At 36.0% G+C, this 20,199-nt stretch carries 19 protein-coding genes; 14 read left to right on the forward strand and 5 right to left on the reverse strand.

Features of this window, described 5'->3' with window-relative positions; translation table 11 throughout:
* Positions 1–22: 22 nt before the first annotated feature.
* The 9 genes from G6534_RS11305 to G6534_RS11345 all read left to right on the forward strand — a co-directional run bounded on the left by G6534_RS11305 (position 23) and on the right by G6534_RS11345 (position 10,576).
* Entirely contained in the window at positions 23–1,582 is a 1,560-nt protein-coding gene (locus tag G6534_RS11305) for a TIGR03766 family XrtG-associated glycosyltransferase (RefSeq protein WP_182082896.1), read from the forward strand.
* A 654-nt stretch (positions 1,583–2,236) separates the two neighbouring features.
* Complete coding sequence (locus G6534_RS11310) at positions 2,237–4,138, forward strand: heavy metal translocating P-type ATPase (RefSeq protein WP_182082897.1); 1,902 nt, start codon at positions 2,237–2,239, stop codon at positions 4,136–4,138.
* A 60-nt stretch (positions 4,139–4,198) separates the two neighbouring features.
* The gene (locus tag G6534_RS11315) at positions 4,199–4,429 is read left to right on the forward strand and encodes a heavy-metal-associated domain-containing protein (RefSeq protein ID WP_059073813.1); all 231 of its coding nucleotides are present in this window, start codon (positions 4,199–4,201) and stop codon (positions 4,427–4,429) included.
* Positions 4,429–4,983, forward strand: coding sequence for a ferritin-like domain-containing protein (locus G6534_RS11320; protein ID WP_059073814.1), 555 nt, complete (start codon positions 4,429–4,431; stop codon positions 4,981–4,983). The genes G6534_RS11315 and G6534_RS11320 overlap by 1 nt, the downstream gene beginning before the upstream one ends.
* 13 nt (positions 4,984–4,996) lie before the next feature.
* Positions 4,997–5,683, forward strand: a complete 687-nt coding sequence (locus G6534_RS11325) for a Crp/Fnr family transcriptional regulator (RefSeq protein WP_182082898.1) — start codon at positions 4,997–4,999, stop codon at positions 5,681–5,683.
* Between the two features lie 109 nt (positions 5,684–5,792).
* The gene (locus G6534_RS11330; RefSeq protein ID WP_182082899.1) at positions 5,793–6,434 is read left to right on the forward strand and encodes a Firmicu-CTERM sorting domain-containing protein; all 642 of its coding nucleotides are present in this window, start codon (positions 5,793–5,795) and stop codon (positions 6,432–6,434) included.
* A 134-nt stretch (positions 6,435–6,568) separates the two neighbouring features.
* Complete coding sequence (locus G6534_RS11335) at positions 6,569–7,333, forward strand: formate/nitrite transporter family protein (RefSeq protein ID WP_182082900.1); 765 nt, start codon at positions 6,569–6,571, stop codon at positions 7,331–7,333.
* Between the two features lie 128 nt (positions 7,334–7,461).
* Entirely contained in the window at positions 7,462–9,783 is a 2,322-nt protein-coding gene (gene helD / locus G6534_RS11340) for an RNA polymerase recycling motor HelD (protein WP_182082901.1), read from the forward strand.
* Positions 9,784–9,919: 136 nt separating this feature from the next.
* A complete protein-coding gene (locus G6534_RS11345; RefSeq protein ID WP_182082902.1) occupies positions 9,920–10,576 on the forward strand; it encodes a L,D-transpeptidase in 657 nt (218 codons plus the stop codon).
* Between the two features lie 57 nt (positions 10,577–10,633).
* On the opposite strand, the gene G6534_RS11350 is transcribed toward G6534_RS11345, so the two are convergent.
* From G6534_RS11350 to G6534_RS11370, 5 genes are all read right to left on the reverse strand, one after another.
* Positions 10,634–12,109, reverse strand: coding sequence for an FAD-dependent oxidoreductase (locus tag G6534_RS11350; RefSeq protein WP_182082903.1), 1,476 nt, complete (start codon positions 12,107–12,109; stop codon positions 10,634–10,636).
* A 19-nt stretch (positions 12,110–12,128) separates the two neighbouring features.
* A complete protein-coding gene (locus G6534_RS11355) occupies positions 12,129–13,064 on the reverse strand; it encodes an NmrA family NAD(P)-binding protein (protein WP_182082904.1) in 936 nt (311 codons plus the stop codon).
* A gap of 97 nt (positions 13,065–13,161) precedes the next feature.
* Positions 13,162–14,037 (reverse strand): LysR family transcriptional regulator, encoded by an 876-nt coding sequence (locus G6534_RS11360; protein WP_182082905.1) that lies wholly within the window; start codon positions 14,035–14,037, stop codon positions 13,162–13,164.
* Between the two features lie 57 nt (positions 14,038–14,094).
* Entirely contained in the window at positions 14,095–14,730 is a 636-nt protein-coding gene (locus G6534_RS11365; protein ID WP_182082906.1) for a GPP34 family phosphoprotein, read from the reverse strand.
* 11 nt (positions 14,731–14,741) lie between these two features.
* Positions 14,742–15,284: an SGNH/GDSL hydrolase family protein gene (locus G6534_RS11370; RefSeq protein WP_238788899.1), complete on the reverse strand. Its 543-nt coding sequence runs from the start codon at positions 15,282–15,284 to the stop codon at positions 14,742–14,744.
* A gap of 125 nt (positions 15,285–15,409) precedes the next feature.
* On the opposite strand from G6534_RS11370, the gene coaA reads away from it, so the two are divergent.
* The 5 genes from coaA to G6534_RS11395 all read left to right on the forward strand — a co-directional run bounded on the left by coaA (position 15,410) and on the right by G6534_RS11395 (position 20,176).
* Positions 15,410–16,336: a type I pantothenate kinase gene (gene coaA / locus G6534_RS11375; RefSeq protein ID WP_182082908.1), complete on the forward strand. Its 927-nt coding sequence runs from the start codon at positions 15,410–15,412 to the stop codon at positions 16,334–16,336.
* Between the two features lie 57 nt (positions 16,337–16,393).
* Positions 16,394–17,959: a glutamine-hydrolyzing GMP synthase gene (guaA, locus tag G6534_RS11380; RefSeq protein ID WP_182082909.1), complete on the forward strand. Its 1,566-nt coding sequence runs from the start codon at positions 16,394–16,396 to the stop codon at positions 17,957–17,959.
* 120 nt (positions 17,960–18,079) lie between these two features.
* The gene (locus G6534_RS11385) at positions 18,080–18,685 is read left to right on the forward strand and encodes a PASTA domain-containing protein (protein ID WP_182082910.1); all 606 of its coding nucleotides are present in this window, start codon (positions 18,080–18,082) and stop codon (positions 18,683–18,685) included.
* Between the two features lie 42 nt (positions 18,686–18,727).
* Positions 18,728–19,105, forward strand: coding sequence for a hypothetical protein (locus tag G6534_RS11390; protein WP_182082911.1), 378 nt, complete (start codon positions 18,728–18,730; stop codon positions 19,103–19,105).
* Between the two features lie 192 nt (positions 19,106–19,297).
* Positions 19,298–20,176 carry a serine hydrolase gene (locus G6534_RS11395; protein WP_238788900.1) on the forward strand — a complete coding sequence of 293 codons (879 nt, stop codon included), beginning with the start codon at positions 19,298–19,300 and terminating at the stop codon, positions 20,174–20,176.
* The last annotated feature ends 23 nt before the right edge of the window (positions 20,177–20,199 follow it).

The following is a 20,199-nucleotide window of genomic DNA, read 5'->3' on the forward strand; positions in this document are numbered from 1 at the left end:
AAGAAGTATATTGAGGGAATATATGAGAGAGACGTTATTTAAATTTAATCATCGGGCTATAAAGATAATTTTTTATATCTTCTTTACGGCTACGTTTATTTTCGCTTTGACATCGTCCAATTTGATTCTGGGGGATAATCCGATTACCAAAATTGGTACAACGGCTTTTACGACGATAGTGTTACTGATATTTGGAGCGTTATTTACTATTTGTTACGTCAATCATTCAGTCAGAGATTTTTTACTGTGGCTTTTAGTTGATCGAAGTTGGATTACAGCGACAGTTTGTTTTATAGTGGCGATTTTACTGCAAATTGGTTTCGTTTCATTGATTCACTATGGCGTTCACGATGATGTTGGAGCAGTTCATGCTGCTTTGACGAATACCAAAGACGTCAATATTATTGGTTATTTCAGCGTTAACCCTAATAACTTGGGATTATTGTTGTTACAGCACCAAATCGCTTTGATTTTTCACCATACATCATGGTTGTTCTTTGATTTTATGACCATTTTTATGGTGGATTTAGCAGCGCTGTTCAATATAGGCTCTGTCTTTGTGATAGACAAATCCAAAATTCCGATTCTTTTGTATCTTCAAGCTATGTGGATGGCACTTTTTCCCGCAATAGTTGTTCCATATACAGATACTTGGGTTTTGCCATTCGTGGCGTTTTATATTCTTTGTTATGTCATCGTTGCTCGATCAGATATGGGCAAAGCTTTGAAATTAATTTTTGCTATTTTAGGTGGTCTCACAGTTGGAGCAACGTATTTTATCAAACCATCTGGAATTGTGCCGATGATAGCAATCATAATTATTGAATTAGTTAGTTTGCTTAATAAAAACAAAAAACATTGGTTCTGGTTATTTTTAGTAACAAGTATTTTTGCTCTCAGTGTTGGTGGCAGTTACTACAAAATCAACCACATAATTGACAATCAGACGTATATTCATGTTAATACTTTCCGGGCTAAACCGATGATTCACTTCATCAATATGGGATTGTCTAAAACCGGTGGTTATAATGCTAAAGATTCATATAAGATGGTTATTTTGATCAATAAAAAAGACCGAATCGATTATTCAGTTAAATCCATCAAGAAACGTCTGCACAAAATGGGCTTTACCGGCTACATTAAATTTTTGATTGTAAAGCAAAAGAATAATACTTCTGATGGAACTTTTGGCTGGCTACGTGAAGGTATTTCGGCACCTAGTAAATACACTCCAGATAAGCATGGGTTCAAGGGAAAATTGGAGAACTTTGTACTATTGTATGGTAACAATGTTGGAGACTTCCGTTTCCTTACCCAGATTTTTTGGTGTATTTGGTTAGGATTGATTTTCTTCGCATGGAAAGATAATCGAAAAATCGTACAAATATTGCGATTGTCTTTAGTCGGTGGCTTTATTTTCTTGCTGATCTTTGAAGGTGGCAGAAGTCGTTATTTGATTCAATTTTTGCCAGTGTTCTTGATTTTGGCAACTTTGGAATGGAAAACTTCAATTCAGCAAATTAGACGATTGTTGAAGTGGAATCTTAATCCCGGTCCTAAGCATCGGAAAAATGTACTTTAGGTATTGTTTATGATGCATGCCGTCGTCCGTTCGGCCCTGAAAAACGCTGGAACGCTGCCGACACAACTTGAAACCAATCCCAAAATCGGGGATTGTTTCCAAGATTGGTCTTGTCCTAAGCGATAAATCGCTAAGGACAATTTGGCGGCTGAGCATTTTTCAGGACCTCGCTCCCGACTAGATAGTGATTTCTATCTTTATATAAATAACTTCAGAAAATTAATAGAAGATATTATTAGAATTGCAGTATATTGCTGTGGTTCTGGTAGTATCTTCTTTTTTTATGTAATGCTACAAAGAAATAGAGTAGTTATTCAGAAGGTATGTGTCTAATTCTATCCAAATAGAAATCGGACTCTAGTCGGGAGTAAAAGCCCCGTGATGGCTCAGCCGCCAGATTTTACTTAGCAACTTGTTGCTTAGTAAAAGGCCTAGTTTTGAGATTTTGCGTCTTTGGGGCCATGCAAAAGCTCAAAATAGTGCCGGCAGCGTTCCAGCCAATCACAGGGCTTTTGCGGACGACGGCATACTTAACCAAAACCAAAACTAAAATCAAAACTAAGAATCTTTTTCCTAAACTTGACCCACATCAATTTTTTAATCCCGCTTACCCTTTAGAATATGTCTTGTAAGTTAAGAGAGAGGTAAAGCGAAATGACAAAATTAAATATATGGATTTCGAAACATCAAAATAAGATGACCATATCAATCGCCGTATTGATTGCACTTAGTTTGATTTCAAGTTACTTGCTTCATTTTGAAACTATTGCCACAGTCTTCATGATTGTTGCTAGTATCATTGGGGCAATCCCAGTTGCATTGCACGCATTTACTGCTTTGCAAAATAAAGTCGTTAGTATTGAATTACTAGTTACGATTGCTGTTATAGGGGCTTTTATCATTGGAGAATTTGAAGAGTCAGCTGTTGTTACATTCTTATTCCTCTTTGGTAATTACCTCGAACAAAAAACTTTGGAGAAGACACGTTCTTCAGTTAAGAGTTTAACGAAAATGGCTCCTACAACTGCTGAATTGGTCAACGACGACGGTACTACTGAAACTGTTGACGTTGATGATTTGGACGAAGGAGATCACGTTTTAGTTAAACCAGGTGGCCAAATTCCTGTTGATGGAAAGATTATTGACGGAACTGGCTACATGAATGAAGCTTCAATTACAGGTGAATCAACACCCGTTCAAAAGAGTAATGGCGACAAGGTTTTCGCTGGTTCAATCGCCGACAACGGAACTATTACGATTGAAACAACTTCTGTCGGTGAAGATACTACTTTCGGTAAAATCATCGAATTAGTCGAAGAAGCTCAAGATAGTCAATCACCTGCCGCTCGTTTTATTGATAAATTTGCTACATATTACACACCTGCAGTTTTAATCATTGGTATTTTAGTTTGGATCTTTACTCAAAACTTCCCACTAGCTATCACTGTTTTAGTTTTAGGATGCCCTGGTGCTTTAGTTATCGGTGCTCCAGTTTCTAACGTTGCCGGAATTGGTAATGGTGCTAAGAATGGTATTTTGATGAAAGGTGGAAACGCCGTTAATACTTTCTCACACGTTGATACTCTAGTTCTTGATAAGACTGGTACTTTGACTACTGGGAAGATGTCCGTTACTGATATCGATAACTTTGGTAAAGATAAGAATGAAGATTTAGGTTTACTTTCAGCAGTTGAAAAAACTTCTGATCACCCATTGGGTCAAGCTATTGTTAAATATATTAATGGTTTAGGAATTACTAACACACCAAAATTACCTGAATTAGATACTGTTAAGGGCCAAGGATTAGTTGGTCAAAATGATGATTTCAAGATTTTGGTTGGTAATGAACGTTTGATGAAAGCTAACAATGTAAAGATTTCTGATGCACAAAGAAAAGCAATCGATAGTCGTATGAATGATGGAGATTCTGTTGTTTTGATGGCAATTGATCAAGAGTTACGTTTAGTCGTTGGTGTTAATGACCAATTGAGACCAGATGCTAGAGAGGGACTTCAAGCTCTTAAGGATGCTGGTTTGAAACGAGTAGTTATGTTGACAGGTGATAACAAAATTGCCGCTCAACGTGTTGCACAAAGACTTCCAATCGATGAAGTTCACGCTGAATTATTACCAGAAGACAAAGTTGAATTTGTTAAGAAGTTCCAAGAACAAGGTAGTACCGTGGCTTTCGTTGGTGATGGTATCAATGATTCACCTTCACTTGCTACTGCAGATATTGGTATTGGAATGGGTACTGGTACTGATGTTGCTATTGAAACATCTGATATTATCTTGATTAAATCAAGTTTTGATGCTTTAGCACATGCTTATACTTTATCCAAGAAGACCGTTGCTAATACTAAAGAAAATATCATTATCGCGGTTGGAACTGTTGCTTTACTATTATTAGGTTTGATCGTTGGCGTTATCCATATGGGTAGTGGAATGTTCGTTCACGAAATTAGTATTTTGGTAGTTATCTTCAACGCAATGAGATTAATTGGAAATAAATCTTCAAAACTTGATTCAAATCAAGTTGTTAGTCCAGCAAACTAATTAGAATAGTATTTGTAAGTTAAAGGAACAAAGATATTTGAAATACGGAGGAAATTAATTATGGCAAAAGTTATTTTACAATTAGGCGAATTGACATGCCCATCATGTATGACAAAGATTAGAAAAGCAGTTGAAAATCAAGATGGCGTTTCAAACGTTAAGGTCCTCTTCAATGCTGGTAAAGTTAGAGCCGATATTGATCAAAGTAAAGTTACCGGTGATGACCTATCAACTGTAATCACAGATTTAGGATACGAAGTTAAAAAAGTTAAAACTAAGGAGCTTGCATAATGACAGAATTAACAATCGATGAAAAGTTTGCGGCAGAACAAAAACAAGCAGATGCCGATCACCACAAACCAACAGCTGGGGCAATGACAGGACATATCGTTTCTAATCATTTCCTATTGAATATCAAGTTGCACCAAATCAAATGGTTCGTTAAAGGTGCCAACGCTGAAAACTACAAGGCTGTTTTGAATCAAACAATTGATGAAAACAATGCTTGGTATGATAAGATAGCCGATGAATTATTGGACGAGGGTGAATTACCTCCTTCAACTATGAAAGAATATTCTGAATACGCTATGATTGAAGAAGACGGTAAGAACAAGTATTTGAAGGCTGAAGATATGCTTCAAACTGTTGTTGATGACTTCACAACTGATAACATGTTCGTAACTCGTGCTATCAAGTTAGCTCAAAAAGAAGACCGTCCTTTCATGGAACAAGTATTGGTTCAATTGTTAGGTTTCAATAACCACCAAATCAGAATCTATCAAGCACTTCTTGGCAAGTCAGCTAAGGAAGGCTTTGAAGAAGAAGACGATGAGGACTTTGACTAAGGAGCGATAATTAATGGCAAAACTAGCGCATGACCACACAGCTGAGGATTGTGTTGAATTAGTTTCAATTTTTGATAATTTATCTAAAGATGATAAGAATACGATAGCAACTTTGGTGACACACCATCACTATAAGACCGGCGAGTATTTGTTCTCTGCTGGAGATGAAGCTGATTCATTGATCATCGTGGCTCATGGTCAGGCAAAAGTTTTCCAAATGGCTGCTAGTGGTAAGGAACAGATGTTAAGAATTTTGCAAACAGGTGATTTCGATGGCGAGGCAGCATTGTTCACTAACAGTGATCACAATAGCTTTGCTCAAGCCTTGATGAAGACTGATGTTTGTCAGATTTCTCGAGGAGATTTCCAAAGACTGATGAAAAAGACTCCCGAGATGGCTGTCAATATGGTCAATGCTTTAGGTAAAAGAATTGCTCAATTAGAGCAACAAACAACTGAAGTAACGACTGCCAGTGTTGAAAGTCGCTTAGCTAATTACTTACTAGAAACTAGTGCCGGCTTGGATCAAGAGGTATTTAAATTACCTCTCAAGAAAAAAGATATCGCAACTTATCTAGGAACGACCCCTGAAACTATTAGTCGTAAACTCACATCATTGACTAAACAGGGTATGATCGAAAAAATTAGTAATAATGAATTTAAAATCTTAGACGCTGATCGGTTAATGATGATCGATTGATTAAAAGCCAGCTGAAAAGCTGGCTTTTTGTGTTGCTTATTTTTACCCTGTATAGTACCTTTTAATTAGTATAGACCAATCTTTAATATGGGAATAAAAAGAGGTAAATATGCGTAAAATAATTTTCACATTAATGATTTTATTTGGCGTGGGGATGTCGTTTGAACCAACAGTTGTGTCAGCTGCGACGGACGATTTTAATATTAAAATTGATGGTAAATTTGCGGATTGGGATGATAAGCCAAAACACGATGTTTACTATGATTATGGTCCTGTGAAAGAGGCCTCTTTATTGGCTGATGATAAATATATTTATTATTATGTCAGTATGTCGAAGAGCCACAAGGATACTTATCCTTTTCAGACGATTGATTATCAATTAACAGTGGGCAATCGTCAACATACGATTTATATTAAGAATGCTTGGGATATTAAACCTAATAAGAATACTAAGGTTTTGTTGCAAGATACGAGTAATGGCGATAGAAATTTAGTCAATTCGCCGGCAATCGTTCACCGATTCGTTGGTCCTGGGTATGACTATGCGATTATGGAGTGTCGAATTCCTTATGAGGATTTGGATGCTACATCAATGGCAGGACAAAAAATTAGCATGAAAACACCACAATTAGGGATGCAAATTATCACGGCAGTTGGTGGAAGCACGGGTCCATTTGTTTTGGCCGGTGTCGGTGTAATTATTGCTGCATTTGGAATATTCAAATATCGAAAAAGAAAAATAGTTAAATAAAATAATGCAAATCATAATCGGTTTGCGTTATTTTTATGCATACGTGTTATACGAACTATTATTGGGAAAATCATTGACCTTGTTCGTAATATGCTGTATTTTTAATTCACCAAATCTAAATGTGGGGATTAATTATGTTTACTCCGGAAGAAATTTTACACAAGAGTATCAATGCAGGAACTAACAAGTTGAAAAAGACTTTGTTAGCTAAAATGATTTTAGGTTTTGTCGGTGGGGCGATGATTTCTTTAGGATTTCTCGCTTACGTGAGAGTGACGGCTTCGATTCCCAAAGATTTAGCCAGTATCAAGGCCTTAGTCGGTGGAGCAGTCTTTCCAATTGGTTTGATTGTGATTTTGTTAGCCGGTGGCGAATTGGCGACTGGGAATATGATGGCTGTTGGAACATCATTATTCGATAAAAAAGCTCACTTGTTAGATTACTTGAAAAATTTGTTGGTAATTACATTGTTTAATTTTATCGGTGCAATTTTTGTTGCCTACTTTTTTGGTCACGTGGTGGGATTGACGCATGCACAACCTTTCCAACAAGCGGTGATAGGTATTGCTAGTGCTAAGACTGATGCTAGTTTTGGGTCAGCTTTGATTTCTGGTATCGGCTGTAATTGGTTAGTCGGCTTGGCTGTTTGGTTATCCTTTGGAGCCAAAGATGCAGCCGGAAAGATTTTGGGAATTTGGTTTCCTATTATGATCTTTGTGGCAGTAGGATTCCAGCATAGTATTGCTAATTGTTTTATCATTCCCGCAGCGATTTTTGAGGGTGGCAGTACTTGGGGATTGTTCCTTCAAAACTTTATTCCTGTATATCTAGGTAATATCATCGGTGGATTAATTTTTGTGGCTGGTTTTTATTACTATAGTTATGCTGAGAAAAAATAAATAATGGTAATAATTAATACCACAGTGATGGAATATTCATTGTGGTATTTTTGTTGTCATAACGGCTCTTCTTTGAAATCGCTAGTCAATAATGGTAACATTATATAACTTTAATTTAAGAGGTTGTTATGATGACAGATAAATCTAAAGTTAGTGAATTAGATGAAAAACAAATTGAACAGGCACATCTCGATGATGTGGTTGATAAAATCAAGAAGTCTGAAACTAAACTTCAAGAACACATTACCGTCGCTGAAGAAGATCTAAAAGTTATTAATGATGCTTTTGATGACATCCATTTAGGTGTCAGTGGCGACTCAATTTCGATGGATGCGGCACTTTCGATTCATCAACAACAACAAATGCTTGATGAAAGAAATAACAGTTGGCAACAATCACGTCAACGTTTGGATATTTTAAAGAAACTGGAAAAGACACCATTTTTTGCCCGATTAGATTTCCAAGAAAAGGGTGAACCTAAAAGAGAATCAGTTTATATTGGTTTGAGTTCTTTTACTGATGAAAAAGATCATTTCTTAGTTTATGACTGGCGAGCACCAATTTCTTCAATTTACTATGATGGAAAATTGGGTGAAGTTACTTATCAAACTCCAGATGGTGAGCAATCGGTTGATTTATTTTTAAAACGTCAATTTTTAGTTGAAAATGGCAAAATCAAAGCCTATTTTGATACTCAAGAAACTATTGGGGACCAAATGTTACTAGAAGTCTTGGATGGTAAATCTTCGACCCACATGAAGGGTATCGTCAAGACTATTCAGAGTGAACAAAACAAGATCATTCGTGATACGAAATCCAAGTTATTGTTCGTTCAAGGAGCTGCCGGATCTGGTAAAACCTCAGCTATCTTACAAAGAATTGCTTTCTTGCTATATAGATATCGTGGGACATTGACTTCTAGTCAAGTAGTTATGTTCTCACCAAACTCATTATTTAATGACTATATCAAAGATGTTTTGCCTGAAATGGGTGAACAAAACATGGTTCAAATGACTTATAAGCAATTCCTAGCTCGTCGTTTGCCTAATTTAAGTGTAGAAACACTCTCAGAACAATTTGAAACTGTCGTTGATACAGAGAGCAAGAATATTGGGAAATTTGTCTCTGACCTTGAATTCTTCAAAATTATGACTAACTACAGCAAATTGCTAGGACAAAGTGGGATGGCCTTCAAGGATATTAAATTCCAAGGCAAAGTCTTCATTCCTAAGGAAAAAATTCAAGAGATTTATTACAGTTACGGTCCACAATACAACCTTGGTAATCGTTTGGATGCGACAGTCGATCGACTAGTTAAAATGTTGCGTCGTAAGATTGGTTCAGAAATGCGTTCCAAGTGGGTTTCTGAACGAATCGAAAACTTGAGTAAAGAACAATTACAAGCTCTTTATGTGACAGCTGATCAAGAATTCAAAAATGGCGATGAAGAAAGAAGATTCTTGGCTCGAAAGATTGTCACAACTATGATGCAAGGTGTTTATAAATATATCAAACACTTACGTTTCTTGAATGTAGCGGCCAACTATTTGAATTTCTTGAAGGCTGTACCTAAAATTGTTGATTTGCAAAAACATGGTATTACTGAAGAACAATGGAAAAAGTATGTCGAAGACTTTATTCAAAACTTTAATAATAAGCAAATTTCAATGAATGACCTCAGTCCATATTTGTACTTGTATGATTTAGTAACCGGCAAACACGGTGAATTGGAAATGAAATTCGTCTTTATCGATGAAATTCAAGATTACACGCCATTCCAACTAGCCTATATGAAGTACAAGTTCCCAAGAGCTCGTTACACAATGCTAGGTGACTTGAATCAATCGATTTTCACCAAGAAAAATAGTCAAACTCTGCTTTCCGAAGCCCAAAGTTTGTTCGATGCCGATGAAACTCGAGTGGTGCAATTAGTTCATTCATATCGTTCGACAAAACAAATTACGGACTTTACAAAAGCAATTTTGACGAATGGACAAAAAATTGAACCATTCAATCGAAATGGTGATTTGCCTAACCTTTGGCAAGCAAAATCAGAAGCAGAATCGGTTCAACAAGTTATCAATCAAATCAAATCTAATGATGAACATAAATATACAACGGCTATCATTGCTAAAACCTTAGAAGATGCTGATCATTTGCATAAGATGTTAAGTGAGCAAGGTGTTAGATCAACTTTGATTCGCTCTGAAAACCAACGTTTAGCAACTGGTACGATTGTCTTGCCATCATTCTTAGCTAAAGGTTTGGAATTCGATGCGGTTATTATGTGGGATGCTTCAAAGGACAAATTCGATGAAGATGAGCAACAGTTAGTTTATACGATTGCTTCTCGTGCTATGCATAGATTGACGATTACTTCGATCGGTGAATTGTCACAGTTATTGCAACGAGTACCAGAGAAGTATTACCAGATTGAAGAAAAAGCTTAATAAATTCAAAGAATACCTATTAGATTGGAGTCTAATAGGTATTTTTATTGTCGGAATTGTATTCTAGACTCTCTTGATGTTTTTTATACACCATGTAATAATATTAATTATGTTATTACGAGTTTGGGGATAAAATATGGATTATAAAAAAATATCAGGAATTGCCATTATTGTTTTATTTATCGCAGCTTTGGGGTACGGGGGTTACCAAGCTGTTGCTAATCAAACTAAAGATGTCAAAGTTGAGGCTAAGGATTCAGCTAAAGTGAAAAAGGCTCCTAAAAAAGAAGCTCCTTCACCTAAAAACGTCAAAGATGACAAAGATATGGTGCCATTGAAGGATTTTGATTATAATACAGCTTCAGAAAAGAAGGACTATCCTAATTTAGCAGATTATCCAGATGCCTTTGTCGACGTCGATATTGCAACACAAAGAATGTATATCAAAGAAGGTAAAACAATTCTTTATGAGATGTACGCATCAACTGGTAAAAAAGATGCCACACCAAAGGGCACTTATCATGTTCAAGGTGAACGTGGAGAATTTTTCTATACTCAACCATTGAAATTGGGTGCTTATTATTGGGTTTCATTTTTAAATCATGGCGAGTATTTGTTCCATACAACACCAACTGATGAACAAGGAAACTACGTCGAGTCAATTGCCAAGACTTTAGGTAGAGAACCATCATCACATGGTTGTATTCACTTGTCTGTGCCCGATTGTAAGTGGGTCTATGAGAATGTACCTTACGGTATGAAAGTCGTTATCCATGGTGATTTTAAAGCATAATAAAAGAGGTTAGTTGCGATTGCAACTAACTTCTTTTTTGCTATTTAGAGAGTAATTCTATTTTTTTAGTTCATTAGCGGCTGTTTCACCAGCAATTCGACCAGAATTCCAAGCAAAAGCACAACTGATACCTTCAAGAGTTGGATAAGAAGTATCATACATACCACTGGCGTTATTTCCAGTAACGAATAAATTAGGTAAAATTTGTCCGTCAGTCTTTAAAGCGTGTAGTTTATCATCGACTGAGATTCCACCAATAGTACCTAAAGTAGTTGATTGAGCTTTAATGGCATAGAATGGAGCTTTCGAAACATTAAATTTCAAAAATTCAGAATCTTTACCAAAATCACTATCATCTTTTTCAGATACGACATGATTGTATTGTTCAAAACTCTTTTCAAGAATAGTGGGGTCAAAATTCAATTTCTCAGCTAGATCTGCAATATTTTTACCACAAACGGCGGCACCTTGATCAATGGCTTCTTGTAAGTCGGAATCAATATTTTCAAAAGGACCAACGGCATGAGTCATCGGATCGTGTGAAAGGGTCTTGAAAGTTCTTTCAAAAGAATCAGTCCAATTTAATTTATTATTCTTCAAGTAATCGATTGTTTTTTGATCAAGTACAAAATAATAGTATCCACCGTTAGTGTAAGTAGTATTACCCCACAAGGAGAAGTCGTAGACGATGTCTTCATTAACGAATCTTTCGCCACGACGATTCAACCACAAGAAAGGTAAATTGGTTAAGGAGAAGATAGTATTGTTATGCCACTTAGGGTCATTTTTAGAAACAACTGATGCAGCGTGATTTTCAAAAACACCTAGGCCACTGTTGTCAGCACCTAATTCTGTCAACATCTTAATACCATCGCCGGTAGCTTTACGTTCACCCATACTGTATAGATCTTTACTGTCGATAGTTAAATATTTATCGACCATTTCTTGGTTTCCAACGTAACCACCATCGGAGAAAATCACTTTAGAACAAGTTATTTGTTTACTGTCGCCATCCTGATTGATGATTAATTTGATTAAATTATCGGCTGAATAATTAATTGATTCAACAACAGTTTTGGTTAATAATTGTCCACCATTATTAGTGAAATTATTCATCAATTTTTGAAAACCGTCGAATTTATCAATGTATTGATGATAAACACGAGGATGTTCTTGATGAACTTCTTGAGTATTGTTTACTAATTCTGTTTGTAGACCATTTTTTGCTAACCAATCGATTGTGTCGGCTGATTTGTTGATAATAGCCTTTGTTAAACGAGTGTTAGAACGGTAATGGGTATAACTAAGCATTTCTTTATAAGCATCATTAGGGGAGTAGTTTATACCATTTTGTTTTTGTAATTTGCTGCCAGCAGCGAATAATCCTTGAGCACCAAACATACCGGCACCGCCAAATTTATCACCTTTTTCTAGTAAAAGAACTTTTCCACCTTTTTCTGATGCGGCAAGAGCAGCTCCAATTCCTGAGGCTCCAGCACCGATGACTACTATGTCTGTTTGTAATTCATTCATTTTTCTACCTCACAAAATTTTATGCATCAACTGAATGACGTGCACCGATTTGATATTCATCAGAATTTTCAAACATATTTTGAACGGTACGTGGTTGTTGACCAGTTAATTTGAAGAAATCTTTAGAGAAAGTTCCCATTTTACCTTCACGAATAGCTTTACCAAAAGTTACCATACCATCTGATGAGAAGGGAGCAGAACTGTCTTTCTTGAATTTACCGTCGGTAGTACGGGGAACACCCATTTTATCGAAGACTTCATAATCTTGTTCATCAGTAATTTCTTGGTATTTAACATCGTTGCCACTAACTTTGTTTCCGATATTTACTAAGTCAGAAATCGTCATTAATTCTGGTCCGTTGATGTTTAAAATTGAGTGTTCCAAGTTTGAAGCCATAGCGTAGGCAGCCGCAATGGCACAATCTTGACGAGAAATGTAAGCCATCTTACCATCGCCTTGATTATTAGCTAGGACACCAGTTTTTGCCATTGTATAGTAGTTAGTAATCATTGCTTCAGCGTATTGAGAATTACGTAGAAAAATATAATCCAATTCGGCATTTTCAACATAAGATTCTGTCCAAGCATGATCTAGTTTTTCGATACTTGGATTAGTTGGGTCGGTTGAATTAACTAAAGAAGTATAAACGATTTGTTGTACACCGCTAGCAACACAAGCATCGACAACATTTTTGTGAGCTTGACGACGTTTTTCACCAACGAAAGGCATGGAAATGAGTAATACTTTTTTGGCCCCTTGGAAGGCTTTGGCTAAACCGTCAGGATCGTTGAAGTCAGTGACGCGAGTTTCATAACCTTGATCACGATATTTTGCAATTCCTTTTTCAGTAGGAGCGGTGAAAATTAGTTGAGACTTGTCGAGTAATTTAATGGCTGTTTCTGCAGCTATACCACCGAAATTGCCATCTACACCAGTAAAAATATATTTGTCCATAGTTCAATACCACCTTTGATTAATTATTAAGTTCATTTTATGTGAATAAATTAACAATATCCAACATGGAATTGAAGTATGGTATAAGTGAATGCTTCTAACTATGAAATAGACGAATAACTTTTTGTAAATCAGGATTGGTATTATTTTTTCGCCAAGCTAAACAAATTTTATACGTATGTTTCGTGTTTTTTATGTGAATACGATGAAGGTTGTTAAATTCACTTGAGATTCTTTTATAATCAGGCATAAAAGTAATTCCCTTGTTTAACTGGACTAGTAAAAAAGCAGTATCTATATCGGAAACGGTCGCAACTATATTAAGTGGAACATTATCTTGTCTGGCATGATCACGCATTTTTAAATATGAATTGGTATTTGGACGATTGGCAACGTAAATGACTTTTTCATTGAGCAAATCTTCAGGATTGATAGTGGATCTCTGATACCAAGGATGTTTAGTTCCGACCACAACGTCATAATTTCCTTTGGCAAGATTAATGGTGGCTAATTGATTTCTATCAGTGATTTCTGAATCAAAAGTAATTGCTAAGTCGACAGTTTGATTTAGTAATTTATCTTGAATATCATTTAAATCGCTTTTGACTAAATACAATTCTAAATCATCGACGTTTTGAATTTTAGGTAAAACTAGTTGTTCGACAGGTTCCACAGCACCGTTAGGATAAGCCACCGTCAGAGTATTTTGTGTTTGACGCAATTGGGCTATTTCACCTTTTAAGACACTGTATTGTTCAAGGATTATTAATGATCGACGATTAACTACTTCGCCAATTCTAGTTAATTCGATTGGTAATTTATTACGGTCAATCAATGTGACGTTAAGTTCTTTTTCTAATTTTGCGACTTGTTGACTGATAGCTGTTTGAGATATGAAGTTTTCATCGGCAGCTTTTGAAAAGCTATGTAGACGGGCGACGTCGCAAAAGTAATGTAGACGAGTGAAATTCATAATTTTCTCCTTTTATAAAAAAAGACACCCTCACAAGAGGATGCCTTTAGTTTTCCGTTAACTCAAAAGTGTCAAAGTAACGCGGTTCAAACGTTTCGATAATTCAAATAACTTCTCATAAGTAGGATCTTCGTTGTACAATCCCATCTTATCTTTGAGTTGTTTTTGTTCAAATTGTGAGAAGTAAAACTTCAAATCATGGTTGCCATAAAGTGTAGCTAACAGCGCGAAAGCTTCAGGTGAAATTTTATCAGCCGTCAGGATTTCTTTACGCAAGTCAGAAACTAAATCACGTTTGACGTTTCTGTTAGGCAAATAATTGTTAGTTTTGAAGACTAATCCGGTCACAGCTTTAGTCACATCGACTTGATCAACTAAAGAATCACCGATTTCATTATAAATAGCTCGAGTGATTTTTTCGTTGGTAGCCATGGCTCGCAAAACGTGAGTGACGCTTTTACCTTGATTTTTGTTGATAATTTGGAAAAATTCGTTCAAATATTTTTTGTCATCCGGCAAAACCTTATTAATGATGACACTGTTGTCAGTCAAATCGATAATGTCATTTAGCGCTAAATCAAAGAATGAACTTTCGGCTAAATAAGCACGACGTCTGGTATTCTTAAAAATACGAATACTACCTTTTTCGTTACACGATAAAATAAAATATTTTTGAGGAATATTTAAATCCATAAAGTGCTCCTTTAGTTCGACACTAACTGGTTAGTTAATGTGGCTTTTATTTCTGGTATTAACTCGTCTTCTAAGAGGCTATAACCTTGCTTGGTAAAGTGCAAACCGTCTGCTTGTAGCAAGTCATTAAGATTATCGCAATTAGCCATGTCATGTAGCAAGTCGATATACGATACGTCTAGTTGCTTGCTCAAATGTTCTGTTACCAACTCGAATTGCAATTGGCGGGTCCAAGGTCTAGTAGGATCTTTGATCCAGTCAATATAAGGAGGAGATAATAAAATAACTTTGCTTGATCCTAAAGTTTCTATTATATTGGTCAAATTGGCCGCAAATTTACCAGGTTTGATTTCATCGTCTGTCGAAATATCGTTGACGCCAAATCCCAAAATCACAACGGCAGGATTCAGACGTTTAACTCGATCAACACGTGTCATAGCATTATTGGTCTTGTAGTCGGAAATCGACATATTAATGACTTCATAACCAGGAAAGTCCCTTCGGATGCGCTTAGCCAAGATATCACTAGCTTTGCCATCACGAAAACCCATCATGGTCGAGTCCCCAAATAATACTATTCTCTTCATATATTGTTTCCTTTTTCAAAAAAGTTCTATACTATACTAGAATACCAGAAATCTAATAAAAGTTAATTATTATATTAAGTAGGTTTGACAATATGCAAAGTTTAGCTAACTATGATGAATTTACTCGAAAGCAATGGGAAAACTTCCACGGTGAATATACTAAGCAGGCGATTACTGATGGAGAATTGCGTAAGATTAAGTCGTTAGATGATGAGATTTCAATTGACGATGTCCGTTCGATTTATGCGCCAATCCGCCATTTACTTCATATTTATTTGAAAAATTATCGCAAGTTGACCAAGTTAAAAACTGAATTTTTAGGTGGAGATGCTCGTAAAGTTCCGTTTATCATTGGTGTTTCCGGTTCAGTAGCGGTTGGAAAGAGTACCACGGCTCGATTATTAAAAATAATGTTGGAGCGGGCTTATCCGCAATACAAAGTTTCGCAAATGACCACAGATGGATTTTTGTATCCTAGTAAGATTTTGAAGGAACGTCATTTGATGAATAAAAAGGGCTTTCCAGAAACTTATGATATGGAAAAACTTTTGAAGTTTTTAGGTGATGTCAAAACTAAAGGTGGTCGTATCAAGTATCCACTTTATTCACACAACATTTATGATATTATTCCGGGAAAATACGAAGAGACAGACAATCCGGATATTTTAATCGTTGAAGGGATAAATGTATTACAATTACCTCAGAATGAACAGATTTATGTCAGTGACTTCTTTGATTTTTCAATTTATATTGACGCTGAAGTGAATGATATTGAAGAATGGTTCTTAAATCGTTTTGAAACGCTATTAGATTTGGCACGTAATGATCCCAATAGTTACTATTACCAATTTACCCAGATGCCGGAAAAAGAAGCGATGGATATGGCTAAGAACGTTTGGGATACGATTAATTATCCAAATTTACGTGATTATATTAAGCCAACGATGAATCGCGCGGACTTGATTTTACACAAATCTGAGGACCATCAGATCAATAAAATTTACCTAAGAAAATATTAAGCGTATACAATATATGACATGGAACGTGATTTCGTATACAATAGAATAAATAAAAAAATGGGGGAAATTGATTTGAGCAAGCAATGGCCTGATGCTGATAGCATCATCGTTCTAGACTACGGTAGTCAATATAACCAATTGATTACTCGTCGTATCAGAGATATTGGTATTTACTCTGAATTACTACCAAACACTATTACTGCTGCAGAAGTTAAAGAAATCAATCCTAAAGGTATTATCCTTTCTGGTGGACCAATGAGTGTCTACGACAAGGATGCCTTTTCAATCGACCAAGACATTTACAAGCTAGGTATTCCTATCTTAGGTATTTGTTACGGTATGCAATTGATGTCTTATAACCTTGGCGGAAAAGTTGAATCAGCTGATAACCGTGAATACGGACGTGCTGATATTGAAGTTACTGATAAGGACGCTGTATTATTCAAAGACTTACCAGAAAAGCAATTCGTTTGGATGAGTCATGGTGACCTTGTTAAAGAAGCACCAACTGGTTTCAAGGTAGTAGCTACAAGTAAAAATGCACCTATTTCATCAATCGCTGATGACGAACGTAAAATGTATGGTGTTCAATTCCATACCGAAGTTAGAAATACTGAATTCGGTTCAGAAATTTTGAAACACTTCGCATTTGACGTTTGTGGCGCAGAAGCTAACTGGTCAATGGATGATTTCATTGATCAACAAATTCAAAAGATTCGTGACACTGTTGGTGACAAGAAGGTTCTTCTTGGACTATCAGGTGGTGTTGATTCTTCTGTTGTTGGTGTTTTGCTACACAAAGCTATCGGTACACAATTAACAAGTATCTTCGTTGATCACGGTCTTCTAAGAAAGAACGAAGCCGACCAAGTTATGGACAGTTTGGAAGGTAAGTTTGGTTTGAACATCATTAAAGTTGATGCTCAAAAACGTTTCCTAGATAAACTTGCTGGCGTAACTGATCCAGAAAAGAAACGTAAGATTATCGGTAACGAATTTATCCAAGTCTTCAATGACGAAGCTCAAAAGCTTGATGGAATTGATTTCTTGGCTCAAGGTACACTTTATACTGACGTTATCGAAAGTGGTACAAGTACTGCTCAAACAATCAAATCTCACCACAATGTTGGTGGACTTCCAAAAGACATGCACTTCAAGTTGATCGAGCCTCTTCGTACATTGTTCAAAGATGAAACTCGTGAACTAGGTGAAAAACTAGGCATGCCTCACGAATTAGTATGGCGTCAACCATTCCCAGGACCAGGTCTTGGAATTCGTGTTATCGGTGAAGTTACCGAAGACAAGTTACAAATCGTTCGTGATAGTGACTGGATTCTTCGTGACGAAATCGCTAAAAACGGCCTAGACGAAAAAATCTGGCAATACTTCACAGTCTTACCAGGTATTCGTTCAGTTGGTGTTATGGGTGATGGTAGAACTTACGATTACACAATCGGTATCCGTGCCGTTACATCAATCGACGGTATGACAGCTGACTTCGCTAAGATTCCTTGGGACGTCTTGCAAAAGATCTCCGTAAGAATCGTAAACGAAGTAGATCACGTCAACCGTGTAGTTTATGATATTACTTCTAAGCCGCCCGCAACTATTGAGTGGGAATAATATTCCGTAGATTAAAAGCATCTCTGATTAAATTCGGGGATGCTTTTTATTCTGCTTTCGGTTATTATTGTTAAAATTAAATATAGTATGTTATGTCTTTTTGAAAGGATGGAAACGGTTATGTCAGCGAAAGACGGTAAAGTGGATAAATTCATTAAAGCAGTAGATAAATTAACAGATTCCAAAGGAATTTCAAAACTAGGTAAGACCTTAAATAAAACAATAGACATTGCTGGCAATATAATCAGTTCCACAGCCGAAGTTACTAATCATCAAATAGACGAACGTAATAAACGCCACCAATTTGATATTAAATTACCAGATATCAGTGGCTTAAGTTTGGATCAGACAAAAGATTTATTTGATTCGGTAGGTCTTAAATATGCTTTTGTAAAGGTTGATCCAGATATTAAATTGGCAACTACTAAAATTGATACTGTTATGAAAACTGTCCCCAAACCCAAAACCGTCTTGCCGGCGGGTGGGTTTGTAAAAGTTTATTATCTTGATGCCGAGGGTTTGGAAGAAAGTAAAAAAATCTTGGAGGATTCCATTAATAAGAAACAATCTCGAAAAGATTCAGCCAAAGCTTTAGTTAATAAAGTTGGTCATGGTACGGCAATGGGAGCTAATAAAGTTTTGAAGGTTTCTAAGAAGTTAGTTCCACATTCAAAGCGGTATAGGAAAATTAAAACTTCTAAGAATTCTGATGAAATAGAAAAATAATTATCCAATAAATGGAATTGTCTTTAAAAAGGGGTTTCCATTTTGAAGAAGCAAGATATAGATTGGAAAAAAATTTTAAAAATAGTTGGAATAATTGCTCTGGTCATTATTGGAATCATAATTATTTGGCATATAATTGTTTGGCTCATTTCTTTAGTGGAATACCTATTTGGCGTAGTTGTAGCAGGGATTGAATGGATTATAGGATTCTTCATCTTTGTATTAGTATTTAAAGCACTGTTTGGTGGAAAAACTACAAGTAGTTCGACACATGTAAAGAAACCATTCTTTTTACCTAGTGCAAGCGACAATATCAAAGAGGCAAAACACCAAGTTCATGATGCTAGAGATGATGTTGCAGATTCCAGAGATTATGTTGGTCATTTGAATAAAAACGAACGAGATCGTAGACGTTGGTAAAATAAGCTTTCGCATTTATTGCAAATCGATAACAAAACGCCCGAATGTAAAAATAACGTAAAGAAAACGTATAAATTATTTCTCAAAATGGCTCGTATAATGGAATTACTGAAAGATTTGTAATTGAGGAAATGAGGTAATCTCATAAGAGTTCAAAAGAGAAGACGCAAAAAATACTTACGTTTATTTTTAGTGGTTTGTTTATTAGTTGTCGGATTTGGTTACTATCACAACAATTCACAAGCTTCGATAAGTAGTAGCGACAATTCTAAAGTAACTAAAGCTGTTAAAAAGAAACGTAAAATTATCAAAACTAATCTAACTAACTATTTAAATACTGTGACTGACGACGGAACAGCTAGTGTCAGTTTTTACAATTTAGGAAATGACGATAGTAATTCTAATAGTCAGTACAATCAAGTCTATCAAGAAGGAAGTTTGGAAGTTGAATCCAATGCTTCGACGGTCAAAACGGCTGCTAGTACGTACAAGTTATACTTATCAGCTTTCTTGATGGGTCAAAAACAAGCAGGCAATTTTAGTTGGACTAGTGATAATAATACTGGCTTCACAAAAATGATTGTTAATAGTGAAAATGATTTCGCTGAAGAACAAATTAATAATTATAGTGCTGATACAATCAGTTCTTACTTGAAAAAACAAGGCTATTACGGCAATGTCTTCCAAGAAGGACAAGCAGCTCAGACTACCAGTTATAGTTTGGAACTATTGTTAAGGGATTTGGAAAACGGAACAGGTTCATTTAAGAATTCATCGGATCAACAGAAGTTACTCAATCTCATGGGCAAGCAAATTTATCGAACAGGAATTCCAACTGGTGTAGCACAGGCCAATTCCGGTACAACTGTTCAGGATAAAGTTGGTTTTCTTGATGATACTAACAATGATGCAGCGATTGTCACTTTACCAAACGGTCAAAAATACGTTCTTGTTATCATGACTGATGGACACAATCAAAGTGGGTTGAGTGGTTTCTCAAGAATTGCGGAAATCGCTAAGAACGTTCAAGAAATCGTTTATGGTAAGAATGCCGGAGAAAAAAATAGTTAATTACTCAAATAACTAAAAGATAT

It is taken from the genome of Companilactobacillus pabuli (genome assembly GCF_014058425.1).
Classification (GTDB): domain Bacteria; phylum Bacillota; class Bacilli; order Lactobacillales; family Lactobacillaceae; genus Companilactobacillus; species Companilactobacillus pabuli.

Bases quoted from the DNA above. Each gene is read 5' to 3' on its own strand.
- G6534_RS11305 (WP_182082896.1), top strand. From the start codon at position 23: ATGAGAGAGACGTTATTTAAATTTAATCATCGGGCTATAAAGATAATT.
- G6534_RS11310 (WP_182082897.1), top strand. From the start codon at position 2,237: ATGACAAAATTAAATATATGGATTTCGAAACATCAAAATAAGATGACC.
- G6534_RS11315 (WP_059073813.1), top strand. From the start codon at position 4,199: ATGGCAAAAGTTATTTTACAATTAGGCGAATTGACATGCCCATCATGT.
- G6534_RS11320 (WP_059073814.1), top strand. From the start codon at position 4,429: ATGACAGAATTAACAATCGATGAAAAGTTTGCGGCAGAACAAAAACAA.
- G6534_RS11325 (WP_182082898.1), top strand. From the start codon at position 4,997: ATGGCAAAACTAGCGCATGACCACACAGCTGAGGATTGTGTTGAATTA.
- G6534_RS11330 (WP_182082899.1), top strand. From the start codon at position 5,793: ATGCGTAAAATAATTTTCACATTAATGATTTTATTTGGCGTGGGGATG.
- G6534_RS11335 (WP_182082900.1), top strand. From the start codon at position 6,569: ATGTTTACTCCGGAAGAAATTTTACACAAGAGTATCAATGCAGGAACT.
- helD (WP_182082901.1), top strand. From the start codon at position 7,462: ATGATGACAGATAAATCTAAAGTTAGTGAATTAGATGAAAAACAAATT.
- G6534_RS11345 (WP_182082902.1), top strand. From the start codon at position 9,920: ATGGATTATAAAAAAATATCAGGAATTGCCATTATTGTTTTATTTATC.
- G6534_RS11350 (WP_182082903.1), bottom strand. From the start codon at position 12,109: ATGAATGAATTACAAACAGACATAGTAGTCATCGGTGCTGGAGCCTCA.
- G6534_RS11355 (WP_182082904.1), bottom strand. From the start codon at position 13,064: ATGGACAAATATATTTTTACTGGTGTAGATGGCAATTTCGGTGGTATA.
- G6534_RS11360 (WP_182082905.1), bottom strand. From the start codon at position 14,037: ATGAATTTCACTCGTCTACATTACTTTTGCGACGTCGCCCGTCTACAT.
- G6534_RS11365 (WP_182082906.1), bottom strand. From the start codon at position 14,730: ATGGATTTAAATATTCCTCAAAAATATTTTATTTTATCGTGTAACGAA.
- G6534_RS11370 (WP_238788899.1), bottom strand. From the start codon at position 15,284: ATGATGGGTTTTCGTGATGGCAAAGCTAGTGATATCTTGGCTAAGCGC.
- coaA (WP_182082908.1), top strand. From the start codon at position 15,410: ATGCAAAGTTTAGCTAACTATGATGAATTTACTCGAAAGCAATGGGAA.
- guaA (WP_182082909.1), top strand. From the start codon at position 16,394: ATGGGGGAAATTGATTTGAGCAAGCAATGGCCTGATGCTGATAGCATC.
- G6534_RS11385 (WP_182082910.1), top strand. From the start codon at position 18,080: ATGTCAGCGAAAGACGGTAAAGTGGATAAATTCATTAAAGCAGTAGAT.